The 17,411-nt window shown below is 56.0% G+C and carries 15 protein-coding genes; 3 read left to right on the forward strand and 12 right to left on the reverse strand.

Translation table 11 applies throughout. From position 1 onward, the window contains the following. Positions 1 to 380: 380 nt before the first annotated feature. From PLANPX_RS28380 to PLANPX_RS27885, 12 genes are all read right to left on the reverse strand, one after another. Positions 381 to 1,016: a LicD family protein gene (locus PLANPX_RS28380; protein ID WP_152097266.1), complete on the reverse strand. Its 636-nt coding sequence runs from the start codon at positions 1,014 to 1,016 to the stop codon at positions 381 to 383. 41 nt (positions 1,017 to 1,057) lie between these two features. Further along, positions 1,058 to 1,735 carry a sulfotransferase gene (locus tag PLANPX_RS02870; RefSeq protein WP_152097267.1) on the reverse strand — a complete coding sequence of 226 codons (678 nt, stop codon included), beginning with the start codon at positions 1,733 to 1,735 and terminating at the stop codon, positions 1,058 to 1,060. Positions 1,736 to 1,791: 56 nt separating this feature from the next. Beyond that, the gene (locus PLANPX_RS27880; RefSeq protein ID WP_232536285.1) at positions 1,792 to 2,094 is read right to left on the reverse strand and encodes a hypothetical protein; all 303 of its coding nucleotides are present in this window, start codon (positions 2,092 to 2,094) and stop codon (positions 1,792 to 1,794) included. A 209-nt stretch (positions 2,095 to 2,303) separates the two neighbouring features. Next, the gene (locus PLANPX_RS02875; protein ID WP_152097268.1) at positions 2,304 to 3,185 is read right to left on the reverse strand and encodes a hypothetical protein; all 882 of its coding nucleotides are present in this window, start codon (positions 3,183 to 3,185) and stop codon (positions 2,304 to 2,306) included. Positions 3,186 to 3,448: 263 nt separating this feature from the next. Further along, complete coding sequence (locus PLANPX_RS02880; RefSeq protein WP_152097269.1) at positions 3,449 to 4,843, reverse strand: glycosyltransferase family 25 protein; 1,395 nt, start codon at positions 4,841 to 4,843, stop codon at positions 3,449 to 3,451. A 292-nt stretch (positions 4,844 to 5,135) separates the two neighbouring features. Beyond that, the gene (locus tag PLANPX_RS02885) at positions 5,136 to 5,663 is read right to left on the reverse strand and encodes a PAS domain-containing protein (protein ID WP_152097270.1); all 528 of its coding nucleotides are present in this window, start codon (positions 5,661 to 5,663) and stop codon (positions 5,136 to 5,138) included. Beyond that, complete coding sequence (locus PLANPX_RS02890; RefSeq protein WP_152097271.1) at positions 5,660 to 5,962, reverse strand: hypothetical protein; 303 nt, start codon at positions 5,960 to 5,962, stop codon at positions 5,660 to 5,662. Before PLANPX_RS02890 ends, PLANPX_RS02885 begins: the two co-directional genes overlap by 4 nt. Before the next feature lie 466 nt (positions 5,963 to 6,428). Further along, the gene (locus tag PLANPX_RS02895; RefSeq protein WP_152097272.1) at positions 6,429 to 7,097 is read right to left on the reverse strand and encodes a hypothetical protein; all 669 of its coding nucleotides are present in this window, start codon (positions 7,095 to 7,097) and stop codon (positions 6,429 to 6,431) included. Next, positions 7,079 to 8,386, reverse strand: coding sequence for a hypothetical protein (locus PLANPX_RS02900; RefSeq protein WP_152097273.1), 1,308 nt, complete (start codon positions 8,384 to 8,386; stop codon positions 7,079 to 7,081). The genes PLANPX_RS02895 and PLANPX_RS02900 overlap by 19 nt, the downstream gene beginning before the upstream one ends. Then, positions 8,386 to 9,060, reverse strand: coding sequence for a matrixin family metalloprotease (locus tag PLANPX_RS02905; protein WP_152097274.1), 675 nt, complete (start codon positions 9,058 to 9,060; stop codon positions 8,386 to 8,388). The genes PLANPX_RS02900 and PLANPX_RS02905 overlap by 1 nt, the downstream gene beginning before the upstream one ends. Before the next feature lie 76 nt (positions 9,061 to 9,136). After that, positions 9,137 to 9,484, reverse strand: a complete 348-nt coding sequence (locus PLANPX_RS02910; RefSeq protein WP_152097275.1) for a hypothetical protein — start codon at positions 9,482 to 9,484, stop codon at positions 9,137 to 9,139. Between the two features lie 79 nt (positions 9,485 to 9,563). Continuing rightward, positions 9,564 to 9,884 (reverse strand): hypothetical protein, encoded by a 321-nt coding sequence (locus PLANPX_RS27885; RefSeq protein ID WP_232536286.1) that lies wholly within the window; start codon positions 9,882 to 9,884, stop codon positions 9,564 to 9,566. Positions 9,885 to 12,667: 2,783 nt separating this feature from the next. Between PLANPX_RS27885 and PLANPX_RS02920 the strand changes: the two genes are divergently transcribed. From PLANPX_RS02920 to PLANPX_RS02930, 3 genes are all read left to right on the forward strand, one after another. Continuing rightward, positions 12,668 to 13,594 carry a hypothetical protein gene (locus PLANPX_RS02920; protein ID WP_152097277.1) on the forward strand — a complete coding sequence of 309 codons (927 nt, stop codon included), beginning with the start codon at positions 12,668 to 12,670 and terminating at the stop codon, positions 13,592 to 13,594. A 320-nt stretch (positions 13,595 to 13,914) separates the two neighbouring features. Further along, complete coding sequence (locus PLANPX_RS02925) at positions 13,915 to 14,226, forward strand: hypothetical protein (protein ID WP_152097278.1); 312 nt, start codon at positions 13,915 to 13,917, stop codon at positions 14,224 to 14,226. A 57-nt stretch (positions 14,227 to 14,283) separates the two neighbouring features. Continuing rightward, positions 14,284 to 16,920, forward strand: a complete 2,637-nt coding sequence (locus PLANPX_RS02930; RefSeq protein ID WP_152097279.1) for a hypothetical protein — start codon at positions 14,284 to 14,286, stop codon at positions 16,918 to 16,920. Positions 16,921 to 17,411: the final 491 nt, after the last annotated feature.

A 17,411-nucleotide genomic window follows, 5' to 3' on the forward strand; every position in this document is an offset into this window, starting at 1 on the left:
TGCGAGTGGCACTCATTTGGCCGCCTTTGACGATATTCCGAAGATAGAGCACCTCTAAAAGAATGATGCGCGAGGTTTCCGGCCAGCAGCGTGGTTTTTGAAGTTCCATCCGACAGCCAAGCGTTTTCTGAGCTGCGCGCCTGTTCGTCTTGGCGTGCCACGAATTGCCGTGCGTCTCCATTTAAGGATTAGCTTGCAGAAAGCGAATAAATCAGTCGTTAATTTGCCGACCGGTAATGCATTGAGTCCAACGAGCAAGAGCGGGTAAGCTCGCACTACCCTTAACCCGCTGGGCTGAGATGCCATCGGACGCTGGGCGTCAACCGCAGAACTGTGAGCGTATCGATCGACTGTACCTATTCGCCCTATTTGACGAACGACTACGACTGCTCGAAGTGCGCCCGATATCTCATGACTCGCTCGATTTCCGCTAACGGTACTCTCATCTGGGGGTAGCGAGTGCGAGCTTTCGCCACATGATCCCAGAATGGAGGTAACGCAGATTCCAGACAGGCGCGGCCGTACTTTATCTGGCAAAACTCCTGGGGACAGTGAGGCCCCCACGCGTCGACAGGACCAAACTTTAGGCGTCTAAGCGGAATCACTTTGTCAATGGGAAATCGATCAATCCCTCCCCACATTGACCGGTGACAAAGCTGGTCTCCGTCTCGAAAGCTCTTAAGAACATCCAGCGATAGCGTTCCAGGAGGTACTCCACTAGAGGCCCCCTTTGCAGGCCGAAAGATTTTCACAAGTTGGGCGCAGTGTTGTCTTGCCGTTAACTCGGGTAAGCGCGACTGCAACCATTGGCGATCGACATCTTCTAGAAGAAGAACATCGACGTCGTCGTCCCATGGAAGCACTTCCCCGTATAACACGGCCCCTAGTAGCGATCCCGCATAGAGGATGTACTTAACCCCGGTCGCATCTAATCGCGCCAAATTGTCGTAAATCTCCTCACACTGCGCCAACGATAGACGGCGTGCAAAACGCATTCGTATCTGCTCTTCAGTCATTGTTCCATTGCCTCGCAAACGGCCTTGCGACACATTAAATCTCACTTGCCCTGATGCACGGAAATCACTGCCGATCCAATTTGCGTGTCACTGGGGTGATGAGGAAGCCACTTCGCAATTCTCTCGACTTGTGCCAACGGGTTGCTCTTCAACTCCTCAAAATCGATATGGAAAATCTTTGTCGGATTGTTGAGCACGGCGATCTCCTTCATTTGCCACAATGCCCCCAATCGTGCGGCTGCCAGAACCATCGCCTGAGCTGAATGATCGGGCGCCGCTTGCTGGTACTTCATGAACGATTTCATTGCTCCTTCGAGGGGGCGAACGACGTTAATTACATGGACGTCGGGAATCTGCCAGAACTTCTCGTCCGTCGCCCCCCAATTGACCCAGCCCTTGCAACCTAGTGTCATAGCCGAAGTAGGTTGTCGGCGACGAAACGCTACGTACTCTTGAATCGCCAATGCAGTTACTTGAGGCGATGAAGTTGGAAGAGGGCGATGCCATGGGCAGTGGTGATTTACGACTCGCCTGAAGAATGCCTCGTCTTCACAGGTGCTGTATGAGCGGCCATGCGGCCCTTTCGTGGTTGGGATTCTCCCCATATCAACGCCTAGTAGGCGCACTAGGTGCGCCACGCAAGATGTACCGCCGCTCGGAACTCCAAGCACGAAAATGAACGGCTTGACTCGTTCGTGAAAGATTTGCCTTGACTCCATAATTCCAATCTCACTTTCTCGACTGCTGGAACAGCTTTGTTGCCTTCAACAACAGGTCAAGCGTCGCCCTCGTAGACCGCAATCAAACGTCGACTGCCTGCGCGATTGGGTCGCTCGGTTACGACTAGGCTCTCAAGCGGTTGTCGCCCCGTGATCCGATGGAGCTTGCGTTCGTCGATTGGATCTTGTTTGTGATGGCGACACTTGTTGCGGTCCCACTTGTAGGGGACGGAGATGATCACCAGCCGGCCGCTGCTAAACAATTTTTCTGCGAAAGGGCGAACCAACTCGTCTTCAAGGTGTTCGAGAACTTGAAGGCACAACACGACCGAGGCTGGCCGCGCCGGAGTGAATTCCATCCAATCGGACCGCACTGATCGGACGCCCTCGATCGATGGCGTAACGTCTTGATCAATCGAGAGTCGCTCTCTGAAATGGCCATAAGTTGCGACCGGAGTGCTGCCCCCACCCACGTCAATGATCAACTCTCCCGGGCCATGATCTTCTAGGAGGTGCCGAACTATCTTGTAATAGCGAAACTGTGCGCGTTGGCGCCAATACTCAGCGTTCAAACTTCATCCTCCTTGCGACCTAAAAAGTAGTTCGCGATGGATTGATGCAGATCGGGTTTGCAGCTGCCCCACTGCCAAGCCCCTTGCGGACCTAACTTGATATCCGAGAGCGGCCTGAAGTCGTCCAGAATCTTGTGCCGGGCGCCATACTGCCGATTGCTCCTCGTTCCATGGGGAAGCAAATAGGCCGTCACTTCATCTGTGCATCCAACTCGCCAAGGCCCCCATGACCTCCGCGCCCAGGCGATGACATGTTCTCTAAAATCCGCGTTCATGCCTTGCATACGGGGGCCGTTAAACTGCCACGACCATATTCGAGGATTCTCCTGCCCAAACTCAAGAAACACCTTTGCCATCATGGTGTCTCCGCCGCCGACAATGCAGTGCTGATATAGCTCTACCCGGCGCCAGAATTCGCAGGTAGCCGCCCAGCCTCCGCCTGCACTCAATGACTTTGGGTCCTTCGCTGTCGCGATCGATGTGCGATAGCCAGGCCCGTGGTAGCTAACCAGCCGATCGAACGTTTGGACGCAGTCAAAGTGCTCCAACTGCCTAAGGACGGACTCATGCCAGTCAAGTTGCCCAAACACGATGTCAGCATCCAGCCATGCAACTGCGGTCTGGCTGTCCGCAATAAGCAGATCGATGCCGTATTGCAGTAGTCGCTCCTTTTGCCACATTACGTCGCCCCCGAGTAGGGTAATGACGTCGCCATGCCCCCCTAGCTCGGACTTGTCGTCCTCGCCGAAGAGCAACTCGATCGTTAGCAGCGAAACGCCGCTACGTTCAATCCGTCTACGGAAAGCATCGTAGTTGCGACGCCTTGCGGCATATCTGCACGGATTGAAATAGCAGCACACGGCGGCAAGTTCGGACATTTGACAGCCTTAAATAAGCAATATTAGGGTCAAAAAATATCTAATAGGCTGCGATTCGCATGCGATTACGCTAAGATTGATCGCTATAGGCAATGTTTAAGGCAGCACCGCCGCCGTCGACTACGCGTCACAACCAGATCTATTAGCAGGAACTCGCAGGCCAATATGGTGGGGCGTGCGAACAGCCCAATGCATCCCGGCGTTCATAAGGCCACATTAGTGATCACGTATTCTCTGTGGCTACCCATCACCGGCCGCCATGTCTATCCTGCCTGCAACTGAATCGCCGACGTTCTACTTGCGTTAACGTATGCGCACGCCATCTTAAGCTGTTCTTCAGTAGGAATTACTCCTGCTATATCCGCCAACTGTGTCGCTGCGTCCATGGGATTACCACGCAGGTCGTCAAACGTAATGACATGATGCTTATGTTCGTCTAGGAAGGTATCGCGTGCGGCAAGAAGACGCTCTTGCGCCTCTTTGGCGCCAACGCGAAACGTCGGCCACTCCATTGCTTGTAGACTTCTTACGGATTCTTCTAGCGCACGTTGCACGGATACGAACTGAACGTTGTCCTTGCAAACGTCTACTAAATCGCGCCCCATTAGCGATAGCAAGGGATGCTTGACGATCGCAAACGGATGATTTCGCCGCGCCGCGTCGAGCCGATGCTGCGACAACCAATTGCGAAGCAATCGAACGCGACCTCGGCTGGGGACGTGCTCAGTAAGTGCAGGTTCCGTAAAGCAGCTACGACAAAGATCCCGCAGGTCGCGGTCTTCCATGTAGGGATTGTCCACGTTTCCCCGATAGCCACCGAGTTGACTTAGAACTCCTGCTGCGAGGCCGCACCCGCTGCGGTAGGGTCCCATTAGCACAATCAATGGAATTCTCTCGGCAAGTTCGAGAGCGTTCTTATCGAGCTGCGGCTCGTTCTGCGACGGCACGCGTATCGAGTTATCCCACTTGCGGAATGACTCTTCTCGTCCGGTGATGTCACTTGAACCAGCCGCCTGGCCGACAAGCCAGGGATTCGGGGCGTAGATATTATAATCTCCTCGAAGATGCAACGTCCCGAGACGATGGTCGACGTGATGGGAGGGGGCGAGAAGATGCTCAGCAAAATTACAGAGATGCTGGTAGGCTGCGCGGATATAGCGTCCCTGCAAGGCATGAGCGTGCGTTCGGTTGCCGTTCAGAACACGAACGACTCCATCGCTTACGTAGTGAGGGCGCATCAAGTGTTGGCCGCCCAAAAGCAAACCGTCCCAATTGGACGGAACACGGCCCAGAAATTCCATGGCGCGCTGACGAAAATCAGGGGCGAAACACAAGTCATCTTCAAGAATCAGCAGAGAGGTGACGCCGTCGAGCAACGCTTCTTCCAAAATACGCAAATGCGACATAAAGCATCCCCACGCACCATTGCCGCATTGAACCCAATCAGGAGAGCCGACGCGATCGCCGTCAATGGCACGAAATCGTTGCACATCGGCGAATGGCCATTCAATGGCAGAGAGCTGATCGATGAATTCCTTCCATCGATCAGGACGACGATCGAGGTTGATGCAAACGACTCGATCAAACGTCTCTCGCAATGATGAGTTAGCTTGTCCCATTGAAGAATCTTCTCCACGAATCGTGACTGTAGTTGCCATTGATTACTATTGAGTGTGGCGGTTCTCTGATTTTGAGCTACCGGGGTTTTCCGGCCATCGTCGTAACTAAAGTCGCGGAAACTGATGTAACGCAGCGCAATCTACTGCGACGCCCCTGTAGGGCAAATTTCTGCACTCGAACATCGTTCGTCGGCCTGCTGTCGACGTCTTAGCTGGCAAGCCTGTAGCGCTACACATCGATGAGCTAAGCCGGCTCTTATTCCAGCCGCAGCTTTTGGAAAGAATTGCGAAGATGGTCGCAACCATCGCGGCGGCGATCGCCGGATGAGAACTAGGGCCTCACGGCATTGATTTGGCCGATTGGATCGACCGCAACGAAGCGGTAGGTTCCAGGCTGCCCGCTAACGGTGCGAATCTGCATACGCACCAGCGTCTTCGCTTCCGGGTGGGCGTTTGCGCGAGGCAACTCCAGATTGGCAAACGACGCCCCTTCAGCTGCGGAGATTAGTCGGATTATCATCTCTCTCGTGTCCGCATCGTTGTCGGCGATGTCTGCGATGGGACGCCCGACCATCTCTTGGCTTGTCCTTCCTGTAAGCTCCGTCATGCCGCGATTCCACGAAAGAATACGGCCGTTGGAGTCTAGAATGACGCGCCCGAAATCGAGAGAAGCGTCAACCGCTTTTAACGCCTGCTGCTTGCGGCCGCCGGCTTCAATTCTAAATGCTCTCTGAGCCGCGTTCTCGTAGGCCAGGAAAGCCAGTATTGCGCCGACTGAGAAGTAAATCATCGCAAATAGTCCCCGAGCGCGATGTGAAATCGGCATGGGACAGTCAATCGCCTCACGAAGCGTCTTCACGGTTTCGAGTCCTCGCTACTAAGCATGCGTCTAGCGACAGCCGCGACATCGGATACTTTGATGGCGCCGACCCCTAGTAGCGCCGCGAAGCCAATAATCCGCCACGGCTTCTCCTTACCGCCGATGTATTCAAATCCGGTCATTGCGAATCCACAGCCCGCAACCCCGTAGTAAACAAGGGCTTTGCCGAGCGATCGCAACGTAATTGGTCTGTCAGAAGCGAGCAGAGCTCCAACGCCGCCAATCGCCGCTGCGGCATAGGAAGCCATAAAAATCTGCAAGGGAGTCCACGCTTCCATTCATTTCTCATTTCACGGTCGGCCGTATCTAAAGCGCCGGCGGCTGCCAGACGTATCTGTGCAACAGCCGGCGTATTTCAACATGGATCAACTAGTATCCGCGTGTGACAACTCGCTCCACGCTCACGGATCGAGATCGACGTGGCTGTCGAATTCGCTCCGTCTGAACGAGACGCTGAACAGACGCCCGTCGAGCGCGATCGACGACTACCTCCTGTTGGACAGGGACTACTAGTCGCTCCTGCACAATCTGGCGTTGAGTAAATGGCTGTACATACTGGTAGTCGACTTGCTGGCGAAGCACGAAAGGAGCGGGCGCGTAGCCAATGTCCAATGCCTGGACGGCGTAGGGCTCACAACTTGCGGCATATTGAGCCGCCAAGCCTACAGCGGCAAATGCCGCCACATTCAAAATTCGACGCATCATCTTCTCCTCATTCGAAACTAATGAAACAAACACGAACCACTACTCGGCCTTGACGCCGTGAACTTCATCTTCAATCTCTTCTCGTATCTCCGGACTCAATCGCTCGCCTTCGTTCAAAGAAGGAGGCATGAGACCAGTTCGGACAGCATGCACGATCGCATCGCGTTTCTCAGCCATTTCCGGGGTGTCGTACCTAACGCTTCCATCCAGCCAGACATCGCCCTTCGGAGAATCGCCGGAGTGGCACTGACCGCATTGTTGCGAAAGCGTCGGGTAGGGAGACGTCGGTGCCGAAGTTTCCTGCGACCGGCTTTTCTCTGGAGTGACATGGCCTGCTGGCCTGGTTGTCGTTTCCAGTGCTGACATGCGAGTTTGCGTTTCCATCACTTGATTCAGACTCTCAATGCCGGCCCGGAAACCTCGCAGCTGCTGCAACTCGATATATTCGTCGGACTGGCGGAAGCCGTAAGTCGCCGCGGCCTCGCTGCGAAGTTCTTGTCCGACGCGGTAACGAATAATTGGATGGGCAATCCCGCCGGAAATGAGAGGGGCGCGTGTAGTCTCAGGCGGACGGCACGCGAATCGTGGCTGTCCCCCGTGAGATGCTTGCGGCGGGAACTCGAAGACAACTCCCAGCGACAACAAGATTGCGATGGCCGACATAAAGCGATTTGATTTTCTTAGTACGGTCACTGAGATTTCCTCCATGCATCGCATGCTGAGCGAAGCGTGTTGTATTGCTCCTCGAACGCCTCTCGAGGAATTGTGTTTTGGGGGGCATGGGTCATCGCGGCGAACCATCCGCTAATCTGGTAGTCTTTGGAATCCATCCAAGCAACGGCGCGCCTTAATTCCGAAACGGCGAAATCCAGTTCGATTGCCGCTCTCTCTAGCGTGACGTCGGCGTCGTAGCTATTGAGCGTCGATCGCAGCGCTTCAACCGCATCTTCAGATTCCACGCCGGTCGCCTGACGGACGATTGCACGATAATCATTCGATTCGCGTCTCATTTGTTTACCCAAGTCAGTAAAATGAAACGCCTCAATTGCTTCCTGGTCTTGATAACGATAGACGTCTGCTTCGGCGCCACTGGCAATGATTCGTTTCAAGACGTTTTGACTGGGACCGTTCGGCCCAGACTGATGGCAGCTGAAGCAGCTTAGTCCGGCGACGATGTGAGCGAAGCCTCTCGTCTTGGAGTAGTCTTCAACCAACGCGGTATCGGCTTTGTCGACAGTGTTACCCTTCCCGTCGAATAAGAATCCAACCATCGTCACCCCGCGAACGCCTGTTGCCATATGGAGCTTCGGCGAGGCAACTAGCAACTCTTCTCCGTCATGTGGGTACTTGCCGATAGGAAATTGCAGCGGGTCTCGGTCGCCTGCGATTTTGAAGGCGTCTTCAGTGAGGTAACTCCAGCCTCGGAGAACCGGCAGGCTTCGAACGAACCGTATCCCCGATTTACTGACTCGGGACCCTCCGGCGATCTGCCCGTACTGATATTGAGGATCGTCAATAACTCCGAGCTTGAGGAAGACTTCCTGGCGGTTCTTCGGACGCCTCCCTAGCAGCAAGCGATAATAGGCGTCACTCGCCGACGCGTCGGTGATGGTCAGCAGGAGCCAGTCTGCGCGCACCACGAGCGGATGGCGGCTTCCCGTCCGGTGGTACGGGTAGGACGCGATGATGTGACGCCAATTGTCGAGCGACCACTGCAAGTCGGCGAGATTAAGCCGCCAAAGTGTAGGGCCAACCTGGACCGGCAGGCAGCGTTCCAGCACGGTTTGACGGCTCAGGTGTGGGACAACTAGCTTGAGTGCGTACTCTTGGTGCTTCCTTTCCAGTTCATCAATCGCCGACGACGTTGTCACATAGTAAAGAAATGGCTGTGCCGTCGGTGGCGATGACAGACGGTCTTCGAGCGCGGCAGCTCCATCGTTAGCTACAGCCATCTCGGCTAAAAACACCCAAAGCATTACTGACTGCACGAATCGCATTAGAGCAACGTTTTCGTAAAGGTGGCGGTGTACACTCCGAACGGCATTTCAAGTAGCCCTGAAAACTGATCCAGTATTGCGCCGGGCGGTACGGAGGGAGCGGTAGGTGTGGGTTCCTCGACCGGCGGCCCGTAGCGATCTCGAGCCTCCGCAATATCCCACTGCTGCGGCGTCCGTATTGCCGGATCGTAGTACGGATTAAGTAGATTGCCCGGAACGGTTGTGTGGCTCAGCCCAATGCCATGTCCTGTTTCATGGCAAGCCACCGCAACTAGATCGATCTTGCCGCCAGGCGGACTGGTCGTCGTCCAGCTTTCGCCGACGTCGTACCAGCCTCGCAGCTGCCGATCGTCGCCCATCGGCAACTCGTGCTCAGCCAGCGTGCCTCCTGACCCGTCGATTCGCCGTGCGAGAACTACGATGTCAGCGTCGCTAGACGTCATGGTTTGCTCAAACACGAGCCCGCATACAGATTGCCAGTTCGCGTAGGCCTGAGCATAGGCGGCAGTTAATGCATTAAGCGGGATTCCCGCGAGTCGATCGGCCAAGTACCACCGCAGCCGTCGCTTGCTCCTCCAGGCTGCCTGTCGCCGCCGCGCTTCTTCAAGCAGCGATTCCTTAACCCCACAGAATCGAAACCCTTCATTGTTCGAACGAATCGTTGAAGCAGACATACTCTCTCTCCGATCAAAAACCTGACGATGCAATGGCCTGGTCCACGAGCAGCCTGTGGCTTCATGCTCGCTCGACTTACTGGGCAACTGGCGTCTGTGATTTGCCGAACAGCTCTTGTAGCGTCGTGGCGAGCTGAATCAGCAGCTGCATCAACTTGATGTAGCCCCCAGGCGTCGAAAGCCGGCCGGCCTCGCTCGACCAGCGTCGCAACGAATCGACGACAACTTCAGGAGGCGCTGTCACCGCCGATGGAGCCGGCGGTACGAATGTTTCGAACCACTTCAGGATAGTGGCGTCGGTACGCGCCCACTTGAGAAAGCAAATGAATGCATCGTCGACGAGCCCTGGAAGAAACGGCGCCAGAAACTCTCCAGCCGAAATTGTCTTGTCGATTACAGTCAGGACTTGTTCTTTGGTCACCATAAGAGCACCTTAGATGGGAGTTGGTTAGCGTGATTGGCCAGCCACCGAGTGGAAATAAGTTTGTAGTTGCGTTTAGTAGCTAGTCTTCCAGTCTTTTGTCTTGAACGATATCGACCAGATCAACTAGCGCGGGCAATAGGTCGATCAATCGGTCCCATTTAATGCCGGCCTGCTCGACTTCCTGTCGTAACTCAGAGGTCGCACAGACCTGCGCGACTTCACGCACGGGATGCACTTCCACGACGCTCAGTACCAAATCGCCAGCATTCTTTAGGAGATTCCATTTGTCCTGCCGTCTCGGCGCGCTTGACAGGTTTGCTGGTAACTTTAGGAGTGGATTCAATCGTTCTCGATGACAGACAAACCACTTGAGATACTTAACGTAGCCGGCGGTGGGCATAATTCGATTTCTCCTAGTGAGGTGGTTTGCGGTCAGGCACAGATTGGACTCCGGATGTTCGCCGCGGCGGAGCTTTCGGGCCAGAACGGCCAGATACCGTTCGCGGTGCGGAGGCAGTAAGTCGACGCCGAGGGCAATTGATCCATTGGGGCTGCCGTCCGCAAACCGCTGTGCAAGCGACTTCTGACGACGCATCCGCCGCAGCTTGCATCGCAGGCATGGGATCACATTGATGCGGTCTCCGCACCCATGACATCGAATTGGCTCAATCTCCTTCGACGTTAGCGCTGCAACAGCTTTCTTGTGTGCATGAACGTCAAACCGCGAGCCGGTTGCGATTCTATTCACTGTCTCGCGATTGACCCCAAGTCGACGCGCAATCGCCCGCTGGGACATTGGGGTCGTCTTCAGGAGGCGATTAATCTCACTAATCATTTCTTCTGTTAACACGTATACCTCTTGGCGCAATGCGCGCAGTGTGAGCGCAGAAGTTACAAGCCTATGCCACAACAACAGATGAATGCCGGACTTAGCTCCGGCCTTGAGGGCTCTCGCCAATCGAGTGAGGCGAGGATAGTCGGCCGGCAGGATTAACTGCTCGTGACGAACGCTAGCCAAGGTCTCTCGCTAAAAGTGCTATTAAATATCTTGTGTGCATTAAACGCTTGCATGCGTGCTCCTGTCGCTTTAACCACAGAACCTACCCTAACATTCTCGTCTCGCGACTCAATTCGAAAATTCCGGCCAACTAATGCATAAGTGCCAGTGCAATAAAGTGCCTCTCACGTCGCAGCACGGCATGAGCTGTGCCAATATCCATCAATGCATGTCGATACGTCTCCTTCGCGTGTTGTCTTGAGTCAATTGGCCTTGTGAATAGCAGTCAAGGATCGCGCAAATGCGCGCCGCGCATTGATCAGCATGTTTGCTATTGCACGGTTTCGGGAGGTAGTGGATAGTTCTCGCCGCTTTCGAATCTACAAAAACGATTGCCGATATTTCATTCGTGCGAGATGATATTAAAGAGTGTACGCATGAACACGTCACCTTCAACGATTATTTTCGGCCACCCTGAACTCAGTCAGGAATAATCTGTCGTCGCCTCGTTTTTGCGGGCTTTTTGGTCGCCATATGCGCCATAGCAAGTCTTAACGCGATTTGTGCGCATTGCGGTCTGCACTGATTGAATGGACGCAACCGCGGCTGCCTTGAAGTGAAGTGATATTCGCGGGATCGCAAAACCTGGAGGCAAGTGGTTAGGCGGTTGGTTGAGTGCGAGCTTTCTTGACGCAAGTGATAAAGGTTGTGAGCACCGCAGGCAGAGCGACTACCGCGGTCGCGTGAGAATCTTCGAACTATTGAACGTCGACGATGCTGTGTGAGACGGCATTCAATAGCGAGCAAACGCCACAGAGATTAGAGATCGAGCGGTGCGGGCCGGCATGCGGTCACTTCGCGACGATGGTCTGCTCAAAATTGCTTTGGGGATGACGACCCCCGGCGAAGTACAGCGTGTCACGGTGCGATCGACGTTGTAGGCGCCGATGTCGACGCGAGGCGCCTCTCCGGCATTGTTGCGGTCGAGCTTCTTGTTGGAGGCAGGTAGCCCATTCTTGGCGTCGAGAATATCTCTTCGATGATTTCGAACTGATGGGGGCAGCCGCGGGGCCCATCCCTGCCCTGCGGCGTTTCCGAGGGCACGAAAAGTCGTAAGAGCTGGAACGCTGCGAGGCCTCTGTGAGCCTTTTCACGCGAAGAACGATTCCGACGGGTCACCGCTCTGATAGTAGCTACCGCGGCCGGCGTCGCGACTTGCATTCGCCCTCCCCCGCCCAGCGTCGAAGAGGTCGCTAGTGCTCCAGCCACTGCAGGAGCTGTCGACAGGCATCGCGATTGCCGGGAGTCCGACGCCGTCTTCAGCCGCGAAAAGGTAGTGACCGCTTGCTTGAGGATGAGTTGCTTGGGTGCGATTCCCACGGTACGCAGCTGTCCACCGTGTGAATTTCGCTATTCGAAATAGCGACTGCAAGCGACTCGAAATCCCACGACGGGTCAGGACGCGACGCGGATTTTGCTGCGGGATTTCCGTCGGCAACTTCTTGCAATGATCACTGCGTCGAGCGAGGCGAAGTGCCGCCGAGGCGCTCACCGCGATGGCCGTGAAAGCCGGCGCCGCGATACCCAGCCTCGCAAATTTCATCACCGTTGAGTTGGAGTTCGACGGACGTGGAGCAGCGTGTGAGCATCGCTTGGCAAATTAGTTTCCGCTTCGGAAGTGCCTACAAGCGACAGGTAGCGACAAATCAGCGAGCGTCCCAGTTCACCTCTATTGCGACCGCGTCCAGCCCCTTAAAGTCGAAAACATGACGAGCCGGTGGCATTAACCATCCGTCACCAGTTTTACCATTCATTAGAAGGAGATTGCCCACTCCAACACCAGTATTGATCGCGAGCCCAATCGCGTGGAGCCGCACCGACCAACCTCCCCCTGCCTAGATAAACGTCGCCGATGCGACCCGTGCGAAAGGGCTCCATCTTAGGCGTTCTTGAAGAACACACCATTGCCCGCGCTCGCACGCCGTACTGCCAACTGCAGGTGGCAGGATAGCTGTGTCGAGTCAGTACTCAGTTTTTCACCCGACCGGGACATAGGCAAACGCCATTGCCGTTGCCAGGGCGTATCCAATGTCCAGTCGTTGCTGGCGGGAGCTGCAGCGTCGTACCAGAGCCGTCACGCATGTCGTCGCCCCGACGACCTCCTGTGGCTCGCATTCGTAAGGAGTTTGATCATCGATAACTTTAATGACAACGAAGTCACAGGACGCCCGTACGGAGGGCGGAAGACGACCCACCCGTTAGTGCTGTCTGTCTTCAACCAACGGGCATCCTTGCTCAAGATGGAATCGCTAGAGCTGAAGGTGCACTACATTCCTGGCCATCCGCAGCCGATGATTCGCTGCAACAGCGACACTAGTGACGGTTGTTCGCTCTGCCGAGCCGGCTACCCCGCATTGACGCGCCACCTCATGATTATGTGTGACTGGCCCGACAGCCGCTTGTGCACGCTGGCAGTCCCCGGAAAGTTGAAGGACGCCCTCTTCGAAGAAGCCCTTTGTCTCCCGGAGAACGAGTGGAACTTTTTATTCAACTGGAACGGGTTCGAGTACAACCTATGTCATCTTGATCCGGAGCCTGGCGATGAGTTCGTCCGGACTATGGAGGAGCATGCCCAGTTGGTGGCGTTGGCTAAGCTGGTCGATCTCGACCAGGCGATTCCTCGTCTGACGAATATGGCTATGCTCCGTTTGCCGGCAGTGATGCTGGCTGCCGCCTGCTTCGGACTTGATGGCGAAGACCAGAGCGAGTTCAACTACACCGAAAAGCGCGCCATTCAGTGGCGTGACCCGGACGAGCCGCAAGACACTTCTGATGTGGCGGCATTCTCCGAGCAAGGCGGAATGCTTCTACAACTATTGGGCGACGTCACGCTTGACCATGGCGGCGACCAGCCCGAGCGCAGAGAGTTCCTTGAGCTCGCACACAGTTGGCGGGACCTCGAAGCCACTCTGATCGTGCCCTGTCGGGATCCCGCCGAGTTGTCGTTGCGGGAACTTACACAACGTGCGCAACGGGAAATGGAACTCCTCAACGTAGTTTGCAAGGACTTGCTCCAGTTCGTCGCCCGTCGCCTTCTTCCGGATTCGCCATAGCCCGGGCGTTTGAATGCTTGAGTTCTCCCATGTTGGCGCCGGCGGCCAGTCTGGTCGCCGGCCGGGGCCGCGGTGGCGGGCTGGCAGGCCTTGCCGGCGATCCTAGCCCCGCGAGCACTCGTGGCGTTGCGACTAAGGACGCACGATCGGCAATACAGTCATCTACTGAACCGTTGATAGTCTCACCGCCGAACCAAACAGCATTCTGCAGACTCAAGAACTAATCTCACAACCAGAAACTTACAGGAACCTATATGTTCGATAATGAAAAGACAATCCATACGGGCACCACGAAGCCCGCTCAACCTCTTACGTTGACAATGTTCACTGCCGATCAGCGGCTCCAAATCGACAGCGGTGCTGGCGATGCTGATGGCGACCATCTGATTGCGTTTGGCCGACAAGCCAATTTGTGGCCCGACGAAGGCTTGTTCTCCGTTGCAGTCGGTCCCGCCGCAAATCTTCAGGTCGTCGCACGGGGCTTGCGGAAGTGGGCCGACCTCCTTGAGCACTATGCGACGGCGATCGCTGAGCTTAACGGATCGGCGAATTTGTCCCTGCGTTCTCGGCGTGATGGCACGCTGGAATCGTTCGATGCGTCTCGCGAGGTCTACGAACAGCTCCACGCGTAAATTGGCGGTGAACCCCTACCTCTACCATCAAGTTCCAACCGAGGAGACCGTGCCCGAATGAATCCGATTGACTCTGCAACCGACGGGAGCAGCGCCGTTATCAACACTTCAGACGACGATCAACGAGTCGAATCCATTACCAGGTTCTTCAACTTCATCGGTCGCGGCAGACCGCTCGTGGAGTTGCGTACCCTATACCCATGCAGGGCTCTCTCCGGGTTCTTCGACAATTTTGAATTGGCAGCAGCTCATGTCGTGGCGGCGGGAGACGAAGCCAACATCTATTTCGGACTGAACCCGATCGACACGGGTTCCTCCATTTTGTTCAAGCGGCTCAATGATCTCCTTCCCGGCAAGACGGCCGCCGACGAGCATATTGTCGCTCGCCGACTGTTGCTGATCGACGTTGATCCCGTCCGCCCCGTCGACACCTGCAGCACCACGACTGAGAAGAAGAGTGCGGCGGCCATCACTGCCCAGGTCGTCAAGTATCTTCGCTCGACCGGTTGGCCTGAGCCCATTCTCATCGATAGCGGCAATGGGCTGCACCTGCTGTATGCGATCGATTTGCCGGCCGATGACGGTGGCTTGGTTGCTCGCGTCCTCCGTGCCCTGGACAGGCAGTTCTCTACGACTGCCGCCAAGATTGATGTCACGGTGGCCAACCCTGCCCGCATCTGCCGGGCGCCATTCACCTGGAATCGCAAGGGAGAACACACAGAAGATCGACCGCACCGCCTGTCTAAAGTCATTCGTTATCCGTCGCAGTTCGTTCCCGTCCCATCCGCCTGCCTTGAAATGATTTCACAAGAAGGCGCCTCTCCGCCGCAGGTAGTTCCTGCTGGTCCATTGATCAAGACAAAGCAGATCGCTCAAACGACCGACGCCGTGCTCGAACAGGCACGGGCCCGTCTTCACTCGCTGCCAATCGCCGTCGATGGCCAGAACGGCAGTAAGGCCTGCTTTCACGCTGCCTGTTTATTGGTCGTCGACTTTGGTTTCTCTGTCGAACAGGCGCTTCCACTACTGAAGGAGTGGGGAGATCGTTGCCAGCCAGCTTGGTCGGAGAAGGAGCTTCGGCACAAGCTGCAGGACGCAGCTAAGAAGGCGGAGGCTAACCCTGACGAGGTTGGCAAGCTCGTGGCGCTGAAGCAGGCGAAGCGGAAAACGGTGGTCGAACAGCTGTTGGAACTTGCCGAGAATCGCTGTCAGTTTTGGCATGACCGCGAGAACAAAGAGCCTTTCGTCACTATCGATATGCCCAATAAGGTTTCAAACGGCAAGTTAAGTACACGTGGCCGATGGCATCAGCGACATCTTCCAGTGAAATCGACGGAGTTCGCGGATGCGATTCGAGCTGCCTACTACGCTGCCACAAAGCGTACCCCAAGCGGCCCGCAAATGAGGACGTTCATCGACACTGTTGGCGCCAAGGCCCGCATCGACGGCACTGCCGAGACGACCTATCTGCGGGTAGCACGACGCGGAAAGAAGGTGTACCTCGACCTAGGCGGTCCCAACTGGAAGTCCGTGAGGATCACTACCGATGGCTGGAAGATCATGCGTCGCGCCAAGCCGAAGCTTCGTCGTGCGGGACGTACCCAATCCCTGCCTCGTCCCAAGCCAGGCGGTTCGATTACACTTCTCCAGCAGCTCTTGAACTTGGACAGCCTCAGTGATCTTCAGTTGCTAGTTGGCTGGCTAGTCACCGTGCTCGGAGGCCGAGGGCCATTCCCCATCTTGGTGCTTAGTGGCGAGCAGGGAAGCGCTAAATCAACAGCAACGGAGCTCATCCGCGGGCTAGTTGATCCGATCAAAGCCGGTCTAGGCTCGATTCCCAAAGAGGAGCGGGATCTAATGATCGCGGCGCAAAACTCGTTCGTCGTCTCGTTCGATAACGTCAGTTATGTCGATGCCAACCAGTCGGACAGTCTTTGCCGACTAGCGACCGGTGCAGGATACGGAACCCGCAAGCTCTATACCGACGGCGAGGAGTTTTTGATCCAGGTTTGCCGCGGCATTATGCTCAATGGAATCGGCGAATATCTGTACCAGGCGGACGCCCTGGATCGCTCTGTGATCGTGTCGCTCCCTGTCATCGACGACGCGAATCGCCGCACTGCGGAAGAGGTCAGGAGTGAGTATCGGCGGGCACGCCCGTACCTCTTGGGCCTGTTGCTCGAGGGCGTGGCGATGGCGCTCAAGAACTATAGTCGGACTAAGCCGAACGCGTCCCACCGCATGGCTGATTTCGAACGTTGGGCGGCGGCCTCCATGCCTGCCTTTGGTTGGACAGAGCAAGAGTTCTTTGATGCTTACGCAGCCAACATCCGGCGAGCGAACGCGGTGGCGATAGGCGATAACCCCGTCGTGGACGCCATCGAGTCTCTACTTGCCCAATATGGTGGCACGTGGCCGAAGGCCGGGCAGGTCGTGGGATCTAAGGGACTGCTGGCGGAACTGGAATACTTGGCCGCCGATCCCAATATCAAAACGAAACAAAACTGGCCCAAGACGCCACAGGGGCTTGGAAAGTCCCTGCGGCGTCTCGCTCCCGCATTACGCCGCTGCGGCATCGTCGTGACCATTGATGACCGCGACGGTGGAGGCAAGCGTTTGACGCGAATCACGATTGAGGAGGTCCGCACCAAGACCGCGGTCAGCGATGAATCCGTGCCTAAGGTCGAGGCGTGAACGCCCCTCGACGGTTGCGACACGTCGTGACGCCGCGTGCGACGCGGCATTCTGCGGTTTTTAGCAGCTATGGCGAATGAGGTTCGAAGCCAGGCGGCGAAGGAACTTGCCAACGATTACCAGCACTCGTTGGATCTTGCGTCCATCTCGGCGTTCCGGTCGTCGCGACGCCGCGAAGGACGAGGGTTTTGCCAACTTTTAGATCTATGGCAAGAGAATAATGCAGAGTGGGCTGCGGAGGTAGTGAGCGGGAAGCGGGGAGAGAGGAGTAGACATAGACCGGCTCGTGCGTCCGTTGCGTCCTCGCGTCGCTAGGCCTTGCCGGCCACGATCAGCGGTAGGTTGCCCTAGCCGGTGAAGCTCGTGTATGTCATGTCGTTGGGATGCTCTACGGCGATGGCCGTCCTTCTCCGGCAGGCACTAGGTGGAGCGCTCTTGCTGAGTGAAGATCGGCTGGCCCCCTGCCCTCTCACACTTCTTTCGCCGCCTCG

The organism is Lacipirellula parvula, assembly GCF_009177095.1.
In the GTDB taxonomy this organism is placed as follows: domain Bacteria; phylum Planctomycetota; class Planctomycetia; order Pirellulales; family Lacipirellulaceae; genus Lacipirellula; species Lacipirellula parvula.